The sequence below is a fragment of the Marinilabilia salmonicolor JCM 21150 genome, assembly GCF_000259075.1.
Lineage (GTDB): Bacteria > Bacteroidota > Bacteroidia > Bacteroidales > Marinilabiliaceae > Marinilabilia > Marinilabilia salmonicolor.
In genome coordinates this window covers 15,289-30,996 of the sequence record NZ_AJKI01000026.1, presented here as the reverse complement: position 1 = coordinate 30,996, position 15,708 = coordinate 15,289, and the positions used below count along the sequence as shown (strand labels likewise).

Sequence of the window (15,708 nt, the reverse complement as noted above, 5' to 3'; positions counted from 1 at the left end):
CTTTGATTTTAACCGTAAATAGAGATACTGCTCAAATCAGCAGACTCGATTATAAAATTTAAAGCGAATGAAACAAGTATGATATTTTTTAAGCATAAATATCACCATAGAATATGTTTAAAAAATATTATGTGAGAGCGAAGCGGTTTTATTCGTTCTTAAATTTTTAATTAGTGCCCGTCCATAAACTAAGCGTTTTTCCCGTGTTTGAACTAGAAAGTTCAAATTCAAGGCGTGTGAAAAATCTAAACCGCAGTCCCGAAGTAGCTTTTGTAAGGTTTTTTAAACAAAAAACCAACAAAAAGCACAATCGGGATGAGGATTTAGATTTTGAGCAACAACGCAGAAGTTAGACTTTATAGACAAACACTAATTAGTTTTTCTATCAGATAAATACAAAGTTTCAAGCGAATGAAGGCTGTTATCACAGGCGATGTTATTGGCTCCAGGAAAAGTAAGAGTTTTGAATGGGTTGATTCATTAAAATCCGTTCTTTCTCTTTACGGGGAAACGCCTGGGGATTGGGAGATTTTCAGGGGTGATAGTTTTCAGTTGATGCTTGATGCTGATACGGCAATGCTTGCTGCTTTTCACATCAAGGCAGTGATGCGGGCTGCAGCTTCACTGGATGTTCGTATGGGTATTGGTGTTGGGACAGTAAAACATCAGGCGGTGAAAATCACAGAATCAAATGGAGAGGTTTTTGTGTTTTCGGGCGGTTGTTTTGAATCCCTGAAGAAGCAGACATTGGGTTTAAGAACAATGGATGGCTCTTTGGATAAAGCTTTGAATATTATGCTTGGTCTGGCTTTACTGACCGTAAACGATTGGAGCGCAGCGGTCGGACGGGTTATAAGTTCCAGAATAGAACATCCGGAGAAAAACCAACAAGAACTGGCGGTCTTACTCGAAAGATCCCAAAGCAGCATTAGTGATGCCCTTAAAAGGGGCGGTTGGGATGAAATGATGCTGCTTGAAGAATATTATCGTGAACAAATATCCTGCTTATGATAACCCTGGCCCTGAAGCTATTGATTGTCCATTTTTTGGCTGATTTTGCACTGCAACCCGACAGTTGGGTGGCTGCCAAAAACAAAAAACAGCAAAAGTCTCCCTTCTTGTATTACCATATCGGGATTCATGTGCTGCTTTTATTGGTTGTTTTTCAATTTGACTGGAGCTATTGGCTTCTGTTTTTGGTGTATACCTTAAGTCATTTTATTTTCGATCTGGTAAAACTATTTCTGAATGGGCGATTGAATCCGCGTTTTCTATTTGCAATCGACCAAATGGCACATCTGATTGTAATTTTTCTATTGGTCGGGTTTTATAATTCTTTCAATATTGATTGGAATACACTGATTTCTCCCGGCATATTGCTGTTTATCGCTACTTTTCTTGCGCTTACTTCCGTATCCTCTGTCATCATCAAACAGATGATGAGTCGCTGGAATGTGCAATCACTGGAAAATGATGAATCTTTAAAGAACGCAGGGAAATACATTGGGATGTTGGAGCGGTTGTTTATTTTCGGATTTATACTGCTACATCAGTGGCAGGCTATTGGTTTTCTTATAGCTGCCAAATCTATTTTCAGGTTCAGTGACCTCTCCCGGGCCAAGGACCGGAAGCTTACAGAGTATATGATTATTGGAACTTTTATTAGTTTTGGACTGGCAATACTTATAAGTGTTTTGTATTTGTATGTGGCGGATGCTCTTTAGTTTTGGAGGGTTATAGTTAAATCTGTATTTGTTGTTTTGATGAAATATTGTTTCCTCATTTTTCTCTTTTTAATGATCTCGTTTTCGGTTTTTGCTCGACCTGAAATCGATTCTCTTTTTCATGCGCTGGATGAGGTAATCGAAAGAAAACACGAGTTTGAGAAGGATAAAAAAGACGAAATTGAAAACCTTTCAAATCAGCTGAGGACAGTGAAAACAGGCTCCATGGAAGAGCGGTTTTCGGTGACAGAGCAATTGCATCAGGCTTATTTTACTTTTAATTATGATTCGGCCCTGCTTTATTCGCGGCAATTGCTTGAAATTGCCAACAGGTCAGGCCAGAAAGATATGATTGCCCGTGCCCAATTACGAATGAACGAAACACTTCTGGCCTCCGGACTTTTTGCTGTGGTTAAAGATTCTCTGGAGAAGATCTCTTTACCTGACCTGAGCGATAGCTTGCGTGCAAAGTATCATTATATGAATGCCCGGTTGTACATAGATATGAGTAATTATTACCAACGTCCTTTTTATTCCGAAAAGTTCGGTCAGTTGGTAACTGCTCATCTCGATTCTGCAGTTTATTGGGCAAGAAAGGAATCCAGGATCTGGTACTCACTCAGGGGATTAAGATTCATCTGGCGATTGGAATACCAGGAAGCCGAAGAAGTTTTTCATGATTTGTTCACCAATTTTGAAGTGGGAGGCCGGCAATATGCTGTTGATGCTTCTACTTTTGCTTTCGTTTTTCGACAGTTGGGGCAACCGCAAAAGGAGCTGGAGTGGCTGCTAAAGGCAGCTATCAGTGATATTAAGCTCGCCAATAAGGAGACGGTGGCACTTCGCATCATTGCTAACCGGCTGTTTGATCAGGGCGAAATTCAGAAAGCAAGCCACTACCTGAATGTGGCGATTGAGGATGCCCGTGGTTATGGTGCCATACAGCGCGAATTACAAATTTCCCAGATACAACCGCTTGTGGAAGCTGCAAAACTGGATCTGATTGAAAAGCAGAAATCCAGAATTCAAAATTTTGCATTGGCGCTTTCTGTGTTGTCTTTTCTAATTATTTTGACGCTGATTTTGTTGATGCGTCAATACAGAAAAATCAAAAGAGTTAAAGACAAACTGCATCTTTCCAACCGTGCACTTTCTGAAACCAATGTCCAGTTGCGGGAAGTGAATCTTATTAAGGAAGAGTATATTGCCTTTTTCTTCAAAACCAATTCCGACCTTATAGAAAAACTGGACAAATACAGACAGGCAATAGACAATAAGCTGGCTTTGAATAAAGTTCAGCAAATTGGGTCCATCATTACCCGTTCGGATATCAAGCGGGAACGAGAAGCGCTTTTCCGTGATTTCGATGCCGGTTTTCTGAATATTTTTCCTGATTTTATTGCCCGGTTCAATACTCTTTTCAAGGAGGAAGACCGTGAGTTGCCTGAGAGCAGTAAGCACCTTAATACAGATATGCGCATTTTTGCATTGATACGTTTGGGAATATCTGACACAGATAAGATGGCCCATATCCTCAACTACACCGTCAATACCATCAATACCTACAAAACCAGAATCAAGAATAAATCCATAGTCCTTAATGAGGATTTTGAAAAAGAGATTCTGAAAATTCAATCAATCTGACTCCGAAAATTAATCAGACATCCTCCTTTTTTGTTAATTAGTGTGTCAAAACCTCAAGAAATACTGCGAAATTCCATTATATTTTTTAGCTTGTTTTTCCTGGTTGGGTAAATGTTAATCTCCATATGGTCAGATGTTTGTTGTGTTTGAGGGGCCGTGAACTTGTTATATTCTCCTTATATTTTTTGATTGTCATTCTTTCCTTTAGCACATTTGCTTTGCTGAAATAAATCTGGTTTATGCAACCATTTTGTTGAATCCAATTTTAATCAAATGAAAAAAAAGTCAACTATTCTAATTCAGTTTCTTCTGATTTCATTTATTGCGTCCGCATGTGAAAATGATACACATGAAAGACCAAAGCCTACTGAAACAGAAGTCCCTCAACCCGTCCAATACGGAACTCCTTTCGAAAACATCCCTGAAACCCCCGATATTGCCATGTATGAGGTGAACCTGAGGGCTTTTAGCCAGACAGGAAACCTTAGTGGGGTGACAGAAAAACTGGATTCCCTCAAAAAGCTGGGCATCAATGTGGTTTGGCTTATGCCCATTTATCCAACTGGGGATGAGAAGAGTGTAGGCTCACCCTATGCTGTAAAGGATAATATAGATATTCATGAGGATTATGGAACTCTTGCCGATTTGAGAGAGCTGGTTGACGGAGCACATCAGCGCAATATGGCGGTAATTCTTGACTGGGTAGCCAATCATACTGCCTGGGACCATCAATGGATTGATGAGAATCCTTCCTGGTATGTGACGGATGATAACGGGAATATTATTATTCCTCCCGGCACCGGATGGGAAGATGTGGCTGAGCTAAATTTCAATAATAACAATATGCGTTCTGAAATGATCAGTGCAATGAAATATTGGGTTCTTGAGGCAAATGTGGATGGTTTTCGGTGCGATTATGCCCACGGGGTCCCGGATGATTTCTGGAAGCAGGCTATTGATACGCTACGCAGCATCCCGAATCGGGACATCATTATGTTTGCTGAGTCGGAGCGCAAAGAATTGTTATCACAAGGTTTCGACATGATGTTCGGATGGCGTTTTTATACCGGATTGAAAGAGACCTTTAGTGAAGGGGAATCCACTGTTGCTATTGTGGAAGCCCATGAAGAAGAATATCGTGGACTTTCAACCGGAAAGCATGTGCTTCGATGGACTTCCAATCATGATCAAAACGCCTGGGAAACTACTCCCATAGATCAGTTTGAGAATGAGGATGGAGCTATGGCAGCCTTTGTTATTACTGCTTATATGGGCGGTGTACCTCTGATTTACAGCGGGCAGGAGGTTGGTTTTCCCGAGCAGCTCTCTTTTTTTGAAGGCAATGCCAATAAAATTGACTGGGGCATTAATGCAGCTTACAAGGTAGAATATGAGCAGGTATTAAACTTTCGTCAGGAGAGTTCCGCATTGCGACATGGTGATTTGACCAATTACAACTCCACCGATGTTATGGCATTTGAAAAAACTGTGGATGAGGAGTCTGTTTTTGTTTTGGTGAATGTCCGGAATCAAGCGGTATCTTATGAAATCCCGGAATTATTTCAGGAATCTGTTTGGCAGAATGCCTTTACAGAAACCGCGACAAGATTTGGGAGTAATGTGGAATTGGCTCCTTATGAGTGTTTGATTTTGAGGAAGTAATCGATTTCCTTTTACATACAATGGATCTAAAATAGCAACATCATGAAAAAAACTTTTGAACATGGGCAACGGGTTCTTTTTGCCGTGTCATTTATCCTTGTTTTATTAATTTCGGGATGTGGTTCGGGGCCACAAAACTCAGGGGAGGTTACTTCTCCTGATGGTCGTATGTTTTTGGTTTTTAACTTGAAAAACGACAGTGCCTGTTATGCGGTATTCCGCGATGGAAATCCTGTGATTAACAACTCTCAACTTGGAATCAGTCTTGATGAAATGGTCGATTTTGCCGGTAATTTTACCATTGATGGTTTTGAGACCAGCTCATTTTCTGAAACCTGGGAGCAACCCTGGGGCGAGAAACGTGAAATTCTCAATGAATACAACGAGTTGGTCGTTCATCTTTCGGTGAAAGAATCGGGACCGGAAAAGCTTGACATTGTTTTTAGGGTTTTCGATGACGGAGTGGCTTTTCGGTATGTTTTTCCGGAGCAGGAAGGCCTGAAAGAGTTTAAAATTATGGATGAGCTCACGGAGTTTAATTTTACCGCCAATCATGATGTCTGGTGGCAACCTGCATATCGTCCCGATCGTTATGAATATCTTTACAACAAAAGTCGCCTCCAGGAAGTGGCTGATACGATGCATACACCTCTGACCATTGAAGCCGGTGATGACTTGTATATATCTGTTCATGAAGCGGCACTTACCGATTATGCTTCCATGACCCTTTTTCATAAGGGAAGCAACAAACTGGAGTGCGATTTGGTACCCTGGTCTGATGGAGTGAAGGTTTATGCCGAAGCACCATTCTCAACGCCCTGGAGAACTATTCAGATTGGTGAAACTTCTGGAGATTTGATTGAATCTTATATGATTCTGAATTTGAATGAACCCAATTGTCTGGAAGATGTTTCGTGGATTAAACCGGCCAAATATGTGGGGATCTGGTGGGAGATGCACATCAATAAAAGTACGTGGGGGCAGGGACCTAATCATGGTGCTACAACCGCAAATGTGAAGAAATACATTGATTTTGCGGCGGAAAATAACTTTGGCGGAGTTTTGGTAGAGGGTTGGAACCTGGGCTGGGATACTGATTGGTGGAATGATGGAAACGGTTTCAATTTTACCACTCCTTATCCCGATTTCGACATTAAAGAGATTACCGATTATGCAGCATGCAGAGGAGTTGAGCTGGTAGGTCATCATGAAACCGGTTGCGCCGTGGAGAATTATGAAGCTCAAATGGAGGATGCCTATGCTTTTTATGAAAAATATGGTGTCAATTATATCAAATCTGGTTATGTTAACCCACGTGGGATGAACAGCAAGGAGTGGCATCATAGTCAGTTTGGGGTACGTCATTACCGCAAGGCTTTGGAAACAGCTGCAAAGCATCAGATCATGCTCGATGTGCACGAGCCTATCAAAGCTACCGGAATTCGTCGTACCTATCCTAATATGATGACGCGTGAAGGCTCTCGAGGTATGGAGTTCAATGCCTGGGGGCCTGATGGCGGGAATCCTCCCGAACATGAGACGATTCTGCCCTTTACCCGCTTGCTGGGAGGCCCCATGGATTTTACCCCCGGTATCTTTAATATTGCACTGCCGGAGAATCCTAACAATCAGGTAAATACTACGCTTGCTAAGCAATTGGCCTTGTATGTTGTTATTTACAGTCCTTTGCAGATGGCTGCCGATTTGCCTGCGAATTACGAGGAACAGCCGGCATTCCAGTTTATCAGGGATGTTCCGGTGGATTGGGAAGATACAAGGGGCTTGAATGGTGAGATTGGGGAATATGTGACCATTGTCAGGCAGGATCGTAATTCGGAAGATTGGTTTTTGGGAAGCATTACCAATGAGCAGGAACGATCATTGACCGTTAGTCTTGACTTTCTTGATCCGGATACCAAATACAAAGCTGTTACTTACAAAGATGGTGCTGAGGCCCACTACAAAGATAATCCGCTGGATATACGCATTGAAGAAAAAGAGGTGGCTGCCGGGATGTCCATTACTCTGCACTTGGCTGCAGGAGGAGGGCAGGCAGTTCATTTCTCGAAATTGAAATAAACCAATTTTTATCTTGTGTATACCTAACCTGATTAATTCATAAATTATCTATTACAATGTTCAACTACTTGCTAAATTCAGGCGTCCTCAATAAAACTGACTCGAAAATAGTTCACTATTTCCTTCATCAATTTTCTCTGCGGTTGGCAGAATTTATTGATATTTGAACATCTCATAACGAAGATTCATGAATAAATCAGGCTAATAGATTGTTTTACCAGTATTAATTGCTGCGCAATTATTTTTTTGTTGTCCACGAATTATTCGAATTCCACGAATTATTCACACTGATGGTGCGAATTTAAACGGCATCGCCGTTAAAAAAAAGCTTAACACAGCTTTTATAATCGTTTAATTCGTGGACCCAAAAGACAAGAAATGGCTTTCGCCATTTTTGTCTTTAATAACATCGAAATCAACATTGAGGTACACACTAATACGATGAAACAATAATCAATAACCTACTGGTCAAAGGCCAATTTTTCCTAAAAACGGCTGTCTTCAAAAATTCCTTTATTTTTGCTGCAACAAATAAATTCATTGTTATGTCTGAAAAGATAAATCCGGATTCACTGTCCGTTATTCCCACCGAAACTCAAAAGCGAATGGCTCGTTACGCTAAGGCTCTGGGGCACCCGGTTCGAGTTTACATTATGCAGTTGTTGGGCAGTCAGTCTTGCTGTTACAGTGGAGATCTCTCCCAGGAATTACCGATTGCCAAATCCACACTCTCGCAGCACCTTAAGGAGTTGAGAGATAGTGGTTTGATTCAGGGCGAAATAGAGGCTCCCCGCGTTAAATATTGTGTCAGCAAAGAAAATTGGGAAGAAGCAAAAAAAATGTTCAAAGATTTTTGGTCCCTCTGATTTTTTTATATTTTTGTTCGTGGTTTTACGAACAACGAACAATTAATTTTTAGAAAGATTAAAATCTATGGACATTAAAGTATTAGGTACAGGGTGCCCTAAGTGTAAGACACTTGAAAAATTGACCCGTGACGCAGTGGAAGAATTAGGCCTTGATGCCAATATTGCGAAAGTGGAGGATATCATGGACATCATGCAGTATAATGTGGCGAAAACGCCCGCATTGGTTGTGGATGGGAACGTACTGATTAAAGGAAGTCTGCCCTCCTATGACGCTTTGAAAAAGATGTTGAGCTAATTCAGCCTTAAAACTATAGTCATTATGAAAAAGAAATTAAGTACGTTTTCTGTCTTTATGTTGCTGGCCATTGTTTCAGTAGCAGCACAATGTTGCAATTCATCAGCCCAAAAAAGTGACAACAACGAAAGTGAGTCAGTTGCAACTACAGAAGCTTCCGATGTTGAAGTTTATTATTTTCATGCAACTCGTCGATGTGCCACTTGTCAGGCTGTGGAAGATGTTACCAAAGAGGTTTTAGCTGAGAAATACGGCGAAGATGTTTCTTTCAAGTCTATCAATCGGGAAGAAGAAAAAGATCATCCGTTGATTAAAAAGCACAATGTGAGTGGTCAGACATTGCTCATTATTAAAGGCGACATGGTGGAAAATCTTACCAACTATGCCTTTATGAATGCACGGACCAATCCTGAAAAGCTGAAAAGTAAAATTGAAGAGACGATTGAATCCCTCTAAAAGATATTTTTCATGGAATTGTTACAAAACCTCCTTGAAAATACAGAGCTTCCGTTGCTTACCGCATTTTTACTTGGGCTGATGACTGCCATCAGCCCTTGTCCTTTGGCCACTAATATTACGGCCATCGGGTTTATCAGTAAAGATATGGAGAGCCAGAAGCAGGTTTTCATTAATGGATTGGTTTACACGCTTGGTCGAAGTGTCTCCTATACTGGAATCGGATTGTTGTTCTTTTTTGGAGCCAGTCAGTTTGAGTTTGCCGGTTTTATTCAGGAATGGGGCGAAAAAGTGATTGGTCCGGTGTTGATATTAATTGGTCTCCTGATGTTGGGCATTATCAATATTAAGATTCCGGGTCTCGGCTCTATTTCTGATAAAATGCAAGACCAATCGGGAAAAGGTTTCTGGGGCGTCTTGCTGCTGGGAATTGTTTTTGCACTGGCATTTTGTCCTTATAGCGGTGTGCTTTACTTTGGGATGCTTATTCCCATGACTGTTTCCAGTGTAAGCGGACTTTATTTACCAATCATCTTTGCTCTGGGAACCGGTATTCCGGTCATTGTTTTTGCGTGGCTCATAGCATTCTCGGTAGGATCAATCGGGAGTACCTATAATAAATTAAAGACCTTTGAAATCTGGTTTCGCCGGGTAGTCGCTGCTTTGTTTATCGGTGTTGGGGTTTATTATACGGTTTTGTTGCTGCTGTAAAATAAGTCGCCCTTTTTTTGTGGATATTGTTCGTAAAATTACGAATGATTCAAGGTTTAGAGACTGGGGCTAAGGCTGAGGTTAAGGCTGAGATTGAGTTTGACGTTTCAAAAACAAAAAACTATTTCCGCTATCTTCTGCCCCCTTTGAAGGGAAGCCTCCGACACATAATTTGTGCCCGTCTATAAAGTCGGGAAAAATTTTAATTGGAGCTGTGTCGGTTCAGGAAGTTGCGTTTGCAAAGCCTGCCCCATCCTTCGGGGAAGCAAACGTGACTTTTTGGACAGACGCATAATTAGAGTCTGTCCATAAACTAAGCGTTTTTCAAGTGTTTGAGATAGAAAGTTCAAATTCAAGGCGTATGAAAAAACTAAACCGCAGAATACTAATGTATTTGAGGATTTAGATTTTGAACAACAACGCGGAAGTTGGACTTTATAGACAAACACTAATTAGTAAAGACGCACGATCGTGCGTCTCAACTCAGAACCCCAAAGTCCTTCCATAGGATTTTGGGATCCAAAACTTAAAATCATGGAAATAAAAAAAGAACTAAAAATATTAGGCTGGATTATAGCAGTATTTCTTTTTGCCTTTTTTATGCCATTGGACAGTGCCCGTTTTCAGGAAGCCATCATGGCTACCTTCGACCTGACCAAATGGTATGCGCAGGAACATGTGATACTATGTTTGTTGCCTGCTTTCTTTATAGCCGGGGTAATTGCTGTATTCGTTAGCCAGGGTGCGGTGATGAAATACTTCGGCGCCAAAGCAAAAAAATGGGTGGCTTATACCGTAGCATCGGTTTCCGGAACCATTCTGGCTGTTTGTAGTTGTACGATACTGCCGCTTTTTTCTAGTATTCATAAACGGGGTGCCGGATTAGGACCTGCCATTGCTTTTTTGTACAGCGGCCCTGCTATCAATATCCTGGCCATTATTCTTACTGCCCGTATTTTAGGAATTGAAATGGGGATTGCCCGAATCATTGGTGCAGTGGTTTTTGCCGTAGTAATCGGTTCTGCAATGTCGCTCATTTATCGCAAGGAAGAGAAAGTAAAGCGGGAAGAGCAGTTGAATTTTCCTGATGTCCCGGAAGAACGTCCCATGTGGCAAACGGCCTTTCACTTTTTTACGCTGGTACTGATTTTGGTTTTTGCCAACTGGGGAAAACCCGGTGATGATGTGACCAGTGGTGGTTTTTACTGGTTGTGGGCCAATAAGTGGTACATTACCTCTTTCTTTTCTATATTATTAGTTTTCTCACTTATTTTTATTCTGAAACTGAGATGGCAGTATGTAGCACTTGGTGTTATTGCAACTGCCGCATCAGCTTTTCTGACCACTTCGCCACTTGTGCCGATGGTAGTTGGTATTGCAGCTTTGAGTATTATTACACTTACCGATAAAAAACATGACGAAAACCGGGAGTGGACAATGTCTGCCTGGGACTTTACCAAACAGATTATGCCACTTCTGGCTATTGGTGTGGTAACAGCCGGTTTTTTACTGGGTTCTACGCATGACGATACTGCTATGGCCGGAATTATTCCCGAAAGCTGGATTACCTCATTGGTTGGTGGTAATTCATTGTTTTCCAACTTTTTTGCCTCTATTGTCGGTGCGTTCATGTATTTTGCAACTCTTACCGAAGTCCCTATTCTGCAGGGATTGATGGCTGCAGGAATGGGAAAAGGTCCCGCTTTGGCACTGTTGCTGGCCGGACCGTCATTGTCATTACCCAACATGCTGGTGATTCGAGGGGTGATGGGAACGCAAAAAACTTTGGTTTATATCGGACTTGTGGTGGTTATGGCTACCGTCTCAGGGCTTCTTTTCGGAACCTTTTATTAGTATTATATTAAGCTTGAAAATCTTTGTAAGGAATTGATAGATGAAAACGGAATTAATGCAAAGGTTTAGAAAGTAACTGACTTCGCTGAAATAGGAAAATTCGGTGTGATGATGACTCCCGCTTTGGTTGTGGAAGGAAAAGTACTGTCACAAGGGAAAATTTCTACCAAAATCACTTTAAAAAATTGGCTGGAAGATGGAAAATGAAGCGATAAAAAAAACCAGACCGAATGTTGCAATATTAAAGCCGGAAAGCTGGTGTTATGAGAATACAGGAATTTCACATCGAAGGGGTCAGGCATATCAGTCCCGAAGAGGCTTTTACGTTGCTTGACAACCCGGATACAATCTTAATTGATGTACGCGAAAGTTATGAAACCGATATTGACTGGATTGATCATGACCGGGTTGAATACCATCCCATGTCGGTTTTCATAGAACGCCTGGAAACTATTTATAAAGAACAAACAATTATTGTGGTGTGCCGTGCCGGAGTGCGAAGCAGCAAAATCGTCAACTTGCTAAACCGACAGGGATATCCGTCGGCATTTAATCTCGATGGTGGCATTTTGGCTTGGAAAGCCAAAGGTTTTCCATGGGATAGCATTATCGATTCAGGGAAAGGATGTAATTGTACCGGAGGATGTAACGGGTGTTGATTTGTCTAATGACCTATTATAAAACCTGGATTCTTCCGACGCTTGTAATCAACGACCGGAATGTGGCCAGAGGTTATGTGCCGGATGCTAAAGTATTTAGAACCATTATCAAAGCTGCCAGAAGCGAAGTTCCGGCAAAAATAAGTTTCAGTTTCTTGGATGGGATTTTTACCGTCATGTGTGTCCCCAAATAGCCTCCAATAGCACCTGCAATTGCCAGCGGAAAAGCCAGTGACGGGTCAAAATGACCAGTGCTCATGTGTCCCAGGAAACCAGCTGTAGCAGTTATCATCACCAGAGTGGTGGAGGTGCCAACAGCGATGTGCATGGGGACGCCCACGCCAAGAACCATCAACGGAACCAGGAACGAACCGCCAGAAATGCCCACCATTCCCGAAACAAAGCCGGTGATGAGCACAATTGGGATAAAGATGAACAGGTTGATGTGATAAGTGATTGCTCCCGATCTTAGTTTAACCCTGAATTTGCTGTTTTGTTTTGGACCTTCCTTTACCGGTTTCAGCATTAAAATGGAGGCAATGGCAATAAACACGGCAAAAATAATTTTCAGCATTTGGCTGCCAAACACGTCTGAAAAAAATCCACCCAGAAAGGCCGAAACCAGTGTTATTCCTCCGATATGCAGCACCAACTTCCAGTCGGTAACCTTTTTTTTGCCAAAAAAGAACGTGGCTGTCACTGAAGATGCAATCAGGATAAACTGGCCGGTTGTAGCAGCTTCGTGCATTGCAATGCCCGTCAGGGCCAGGGTGAGGACATAAAAGTTTCCTCCCCCCCGGCCGGTTGTTGTCATGAGCGCCGCAATGCCAAATATTATCAGGCCTAATATCCAGATACTCATAGCGCTATTGGTTTAGATGTTTGTAAATTTTCCCGGGCATCAGGGCCTGGAAAAGTTTTGTGTAACCACCTTCCAAAATCCTTACCTGCTCAAATCCTTTGCTCTTCAGGTAAAGAAATATCATGACACATCGGACGCCTGAAGAACAAAAAACACCTAAGAATTTGTCTTTAGGAATTTCTTCAATTCTGGAAGGAATCTCATGTGCCGGGATTTCGAGTAAATCAACGTGGTGTTTAAGGGGGAATTGTACTGTCTCCATTTCCTCTTTCGAACGGACATCTAACAGCAATGCTTTTTCGGTTTTCAGGAATGCTTCCGGCTCAACTTTATGTTGGCCGGTTGCAAAATACTGGAAATCCATGGTTTGGATGGTTTTTTCTAATTCGTTCATTTTTATCTTAATTTGGTTTTTGATTCTATCCTGAACTATTCATAAATTATCTATTACAATGTTCAACTACCGGCTAAATACAGGCGTCCTCAATAAAATTGACTTGAAAATAAATTATTATTCCCTTCATCAATTTTCTTTGCGGTTACCCGTATTTATTGGTATTTAAACATCTCATGACGAAAACTTATGAATAGACCAGGCTATATTTCTTTTGCACTGCATTGAACCTTTTTACATTCATCCGGGCAACCAGTTATTTTCCTGGCGCAACCTATAAAATCAAACAAACATGGTATTGTTAATTGATAATAAACCGTATTTCGTTCTTTGGTTCCTTTGATGAGTTTATATCTTTTTAATAAATCCAGATGTTTGGACATGGTAGATATGTCAATTCCAACCATTTCCGCAAGTTGTGACACGGAATAGGACCTTTTTTTTATGGATTGAAGGATGAAAAGTCTTGTGGGGTGTGATAAAGCTCGAAAAATATCGGCTTCATTTTGATATTGGTTAACAATGTCTTGGTTCATAATATTTTCGCTTTGTAATTGTTAGGGGCTTAACCCTGACAATTCGTGTTTTTTTGGCAAAATTTTATTTGCCACTTTCTGTAAAATTATTGCCTCAAGAACTCCGGTGGTTTTGATTTTTTTCAGCTTTAAAATTCATTTGGTGCTGGTTGGTTTGGCTTTGGTCATAAGATTGGTATCATCTCAGCCTCAGTCTCAACCTTCTTTTACCTGTTTGGTTCCGAATTGTCCGGTTTAGGTCTTAATGTTGTTTTAAACAATTCAGAGTCGAATACTAAATGAACTAATTGGCTAATTTGCCAAATAGGAAAACAAATATATGGATTATATTTAATACTAAGCATCAGGAGTTATTTCTTTGTTGTTCGCTTAAACTTTATGACATTTTTGGTGTTGAAATAAGACTGGATTTAAGTCCCTTAATTAGTGTTTGTCCATGAAGTACCATTTGCATCGTTACGCCTGCCGCCAAAATGCTCGTTTACCCAAGTAAACTCGGTATTTGGCGGCTTCGAAAAGCCCCGATGATATCGGGGCAGGCATTGCAATTGGCACTTTCTGACCTGGCACATGACTTTTTACAAACTTTCCGGACTTTATAGACGGGCACTAATTATAGCCACACGCAATGGATTTTCTGTTTTCCCGGGATTACTCCGGCAAACATTAAGAGACGAATATAAGTAGTGTTCATTTTGGTTTGGTATCCGGAAAATAGACTTAACGAAAAAAAATTTACTTATGAAGATTATCTTAATTGCAATAATATTTTTTTCCCTCTTATCCTGCAATCAGGCAAATCAAAATTCTAAAGAAACCAAAGAATTTCCCCCACAGGGAATGAATCAGAATATAAATTCAGAAGTACAGGTGGATTCAACGGAGAGCGCTGGTCTTGGTGAGGTTGAACCGCAAATCGCAGAAGAAAGCAACTCTGAAGTAATGCTAAACCCGCCTCATGGTGAGCCGAATCACCGTTGTGATATTCCGGTGGGAGCTCCACTGAATTCCGAATCGGAAACTGCAAAAAAAGAATCTGAGGTAATGTTAAATCCACCTCATGGAGAGCCGAATCATCGGTGCGATATTCCTGTGGGCGCTCCGCTGAATTCTCCTGCCGGGACAACCAGTCATCCGGCCAGACCCACTGCAACAGATCTTGCAAATAACCCCATGGCTCCAACCGTGGAAAACGCCAAACGTCTGAATTTACGTCGAAGTTCATCTTCCGCTGCTCCTGCAACAGGAGAAAAACCTCGTATCAATCCTCCTCACGGTCAACCATGGCACAGATGTGATATTGCAGTTGGGAGTCCTTTGCCTTAATTGAAAGATATGAGAAATTATGGCAGCCATATTACCGGTAGGAAATTCTTTCCCTTAGCAATGATTTGTCTGGTTTTGATTATTTCTGGTTGTACAGCATCCCGATATGCCGCAAGCCATAAATCTGCTTCGTGTTCTTGCGCTCATCGTAGATAATTCTTCTAACAATTTAATGGAATGATTTTAAAAAATATGACGTATAATTACGTCTGTTTGTAAATGTGACGTATATTTGCGTCAAATACTTGAGTTATGGTACTTGCAAAAAGCACATTGTTTGATGCTGATTTACAGGATGCAGCCCTCCTGTATAAGGCTTTGGGGCATCCCGCGCGCCTTCAGATATTGGGTTATCTTGCCGAAACCAAAGTGTGCATCACCGGAGATATATCGGAAGAATTGCCACTTAGTCGAACCACTGTCAATCAACATCTGTCGGAATTGAAGAAGGCCGGACTTATTCAGGGACATGTGAATGGTAAGCATACTAATTACTGTCTGAATCCTGAAAAAGTGAAGAAGTTGAAAGAAATGAGTGAGGCATTTTTGAAAGAGATAGATGTGGACAATTTGAAGTGTGGGTGATTCTTATTTTTGGACCGAATCTTTTTTTTTAGTCCCATTTTTTATCCCTTCT

The 15,708-nt window shown here is 41.2% G+C and carries 16 protein-coding genes and 1 pseudogene; 14 read left to right on the top strand and 3 right to left on the bottom strand.

Going from position 1 to position 15,708, the window contains the following annotated elements:
• Positions 1 to 411 precede the first annotated feature (411 nt).
• The 12 genes and pseudogenes from W7W_RS0112940 to W7W_RS0112880 all read left to right on the top strand — a co-directional run bounded on the left by W7W_RS0112940 (position 412) and on the right by W7W_RS0112880 (position 11,953).
• Positions 412 to 1,011: a hypothetical protein gene (locus W7W_RS0112940; protein ID WP_010664156.1), complete on the top strand. Its 600-nt coding sequence runs from the start codon at positions 412 to 414 to the stop codon at positions 1,009 to 1,011.
• A complete protein-coding gene (locus W7W_RS0112935) occupies positions 1,008 to 1,724 on the top strand; it encodes a DUF3307 domain-containing protein (RefSeq protein WP_010664155.1) in 717 nt (238 codons plus the stop codon). Before W7W_RS0112940 ends, W7W_RS0112935 begins: the two co-directional genes overlap by 4 nt.
• Positions 1,725 to 1,796: 72 nt before the next feature.
• Positions 1,797 to 3,368 carry a DUF6377 domain-containing protein gene (locus W7W_RS0112930; protein WP_029510601.1) on the top strand — a complete coding sequence of 524 codons (1,572 nt, stop codon included), beginning with the start codon at positions 1,797 to 1,799 and terminating at the stop codon, positions 3,366 to 3,368.
• Positions 3,369 to 3,641: 273 nt separating this feature from the next.
• The gene (locus W7W_RS0112925) at positions 3,642 to 5,030 is read left to right on the top strand and encodes an alpha-amylase family glycosyl hydrolase (protein WP_010664153.1); all 1,389 of its coding nucleotides are present in this window, start codon (positions 3,642 to 3,644) and stop codon (positions 5,028 to 5,030) included.
• A 42-nt stretch (positions 5,031 to 5,072) separates the two neighbouring features.
• Positions 5,073 to 7,109 (top strand): glycoside hydrolase family 97 protein, encoded by a 2,037-nt coding sequence (locus W7W_RS0112920; protein ID WP_010664152.1) that lies wholly within the window; start codon positions 5,073 to 5,075, stop codon positions 7,107 to 7,109.
• 545 nt (positions 7,110 to 7,654) lie between these two features.
• A complete protein-coding gene (locus W7W_RS0112915) occupies positions 7,655 to 7,975 on the top strand; it encodes an ArsR/SmtB family transcription factor (RefSeq protein WP_010664151.1) in 321 nt (106 codons plus the stop codon).
• A 67-nt stretch (positions 7,976 to 8,042) separates the two neighbouring features.
• Positions 8,043 to 8,273 carry a thioredoxin family protein gene (locus tag W7W_RS0112910; RefSeq protein ID WP_010664150.1) on the top strand — a complete coding sequence of 77 codons (231 nt, stop codon included), beginning with the start codon at positions 8,043 to 8,045 and terminating at the stop codon, positions 8,271 to 8,273.
• Between the two features lie 24 nt (positions 8,274 to 8,297).
• On the top strand, positions 8,298 to 8,729 hold the full coding sequence (locus tag W7W_RS0112905) for a nitrophenyl compound nitroreductase subunit ArsF family protein (protein WP_010664149.1): 432 nt from the start codon (positions 8,298 to 8,300) through the stop codon (positions 8,727 to 8,729).
• Positions 8,730 to 8,741: 12 nt separating this feature from the next.
• Positions 8,742 to 9,440 (top strand): aromatic aminobenezylarsenical efflux permease ArsG family transporter, encoded by a 699-nt coding sequence (locus tag W7W_RS0112900; protein WP_010664148.1) that lies wholly within the window; start codon positions 8,742 to 8,744, stop codon positions 9,438 to 9,440.
• A gap of 534 nt (positions 9,441 to 9,974) precedes the next feature.
• Positions 9,975 to 11,294, top strand: a complete 1,320-nt coding sequence (locus W7W_RS0112890; protein ID WP_010664147.1) for a permease — start codon at positions 9,975 to 9,977, stop codon at positions 11,292 to 11,294.
• Between the two features lie 81 nt (positions 11,295 to 11,375).
• Positions 11,376 to 11,501: pseudogene (locus W7W_RS24070) on the top strand (thioredoxin family protein); the annotation flags it as partial.
• A gap of 56 nt (positions 11,502 to 11,557) precedes the next feature.
• Positions 11,558 to 11,953 carry a rhodanese-like domain-containing protein gene (locus W7W_RS0112880; protein ID WP_010664145.1) on the top strand — a complete coding sequence of 132 codons (396 nt, stop codon included), beginning with the start codon at positions 11,558 to 11,560 and terminating at the stop codon, positions 11,951 to 11,953.
• A 73-nt stretch (positions 11,954 to 12,026) separates the two neighbouring features.
• Here the strand turns inward: W7W_RS0112880 and W7W_RS0112875 are convergent, their stop codons facing one another.
• The 3 genes from W7W_RS0112875 to W7W_RS22210 form a co-directional block, all read right to left on the bottom strand.
• Positions 12,027 to 12,815, bottom strand: a complete 789-nt coding sequence (locus W7W_RS0112875; protein WP_010664144.1) for a sulfite exporter TauE/SafE family protein — start codon at positions 12,813 to 12,815, stop codon at positions 12,027 to 12,029.
• Positions 12,816 to 12,819: 4 nt separating this feature from the next.
• Positions 12,820 to 13,209, bottom strand: a complete 390-nt coding sequence (locus tag W7W_RS0112870; RefSeq protein WP_010664143.1) for a rhodanese-like domain-containing protein — start codon at positions 13,207 to 13,209, stop codon at positions 12,820 to 12,822.
• A 203-nt stretch (positions 13,210 to 13,412) separates the two neighbouring features.
• The gene (locus tag W7W_RS22210) at positions 13,413 to 13,745 is read right to left on the bottom strand and encodes an ArsR/SmtB family transcription factor (protein ID WP_010664142.1); all 333 of its coding nucleotides are present in this window, start codon (positions 13,743 to 13,745) and stop codon (positions 13,413 to 13,415) included.
• A 741-nt stretch (positions 13,746 to 14,486) separates the two neighbouring features.
• Here W7W_RS22210 and W7W_RS22205 point away from each other — a divergent pair.
• Both W7W_RS22205 and W7W_RS0112855 read left to right on the top strand, forming a co-directional pair.
• Positions 14,487 to 15,071 carry a hypothetical protein gene (locus W7W_RS22205; RefSeq protein WP_010664141.1) on the top strand — a complete coding sequence of 195 codons (585 nt, stop codon included), beginning with the start codon at positions 14,487 to 14,489 and terminating at the stop codon, positions 15,069 to 15,071.
• A 252-nt stretch (positions 15,072 to 15,323) separates the two neighbouring features.
• The gene (locus tag W7W_RS0112855) at positions 15,324 to 15,656 is read left to right on the top strand and encodes an ArsR/SmtB family transcription factor (RefSeq protein ID WP_010664140.1); all 333 of its coding nucleotides are present in this window, start codon (positions 15,324 to 15,326) and stop codon (positions 15,654 to 15,656) included.
• Positions 15,657 to 15,708 lie beyond the last annotated feature (52 nt).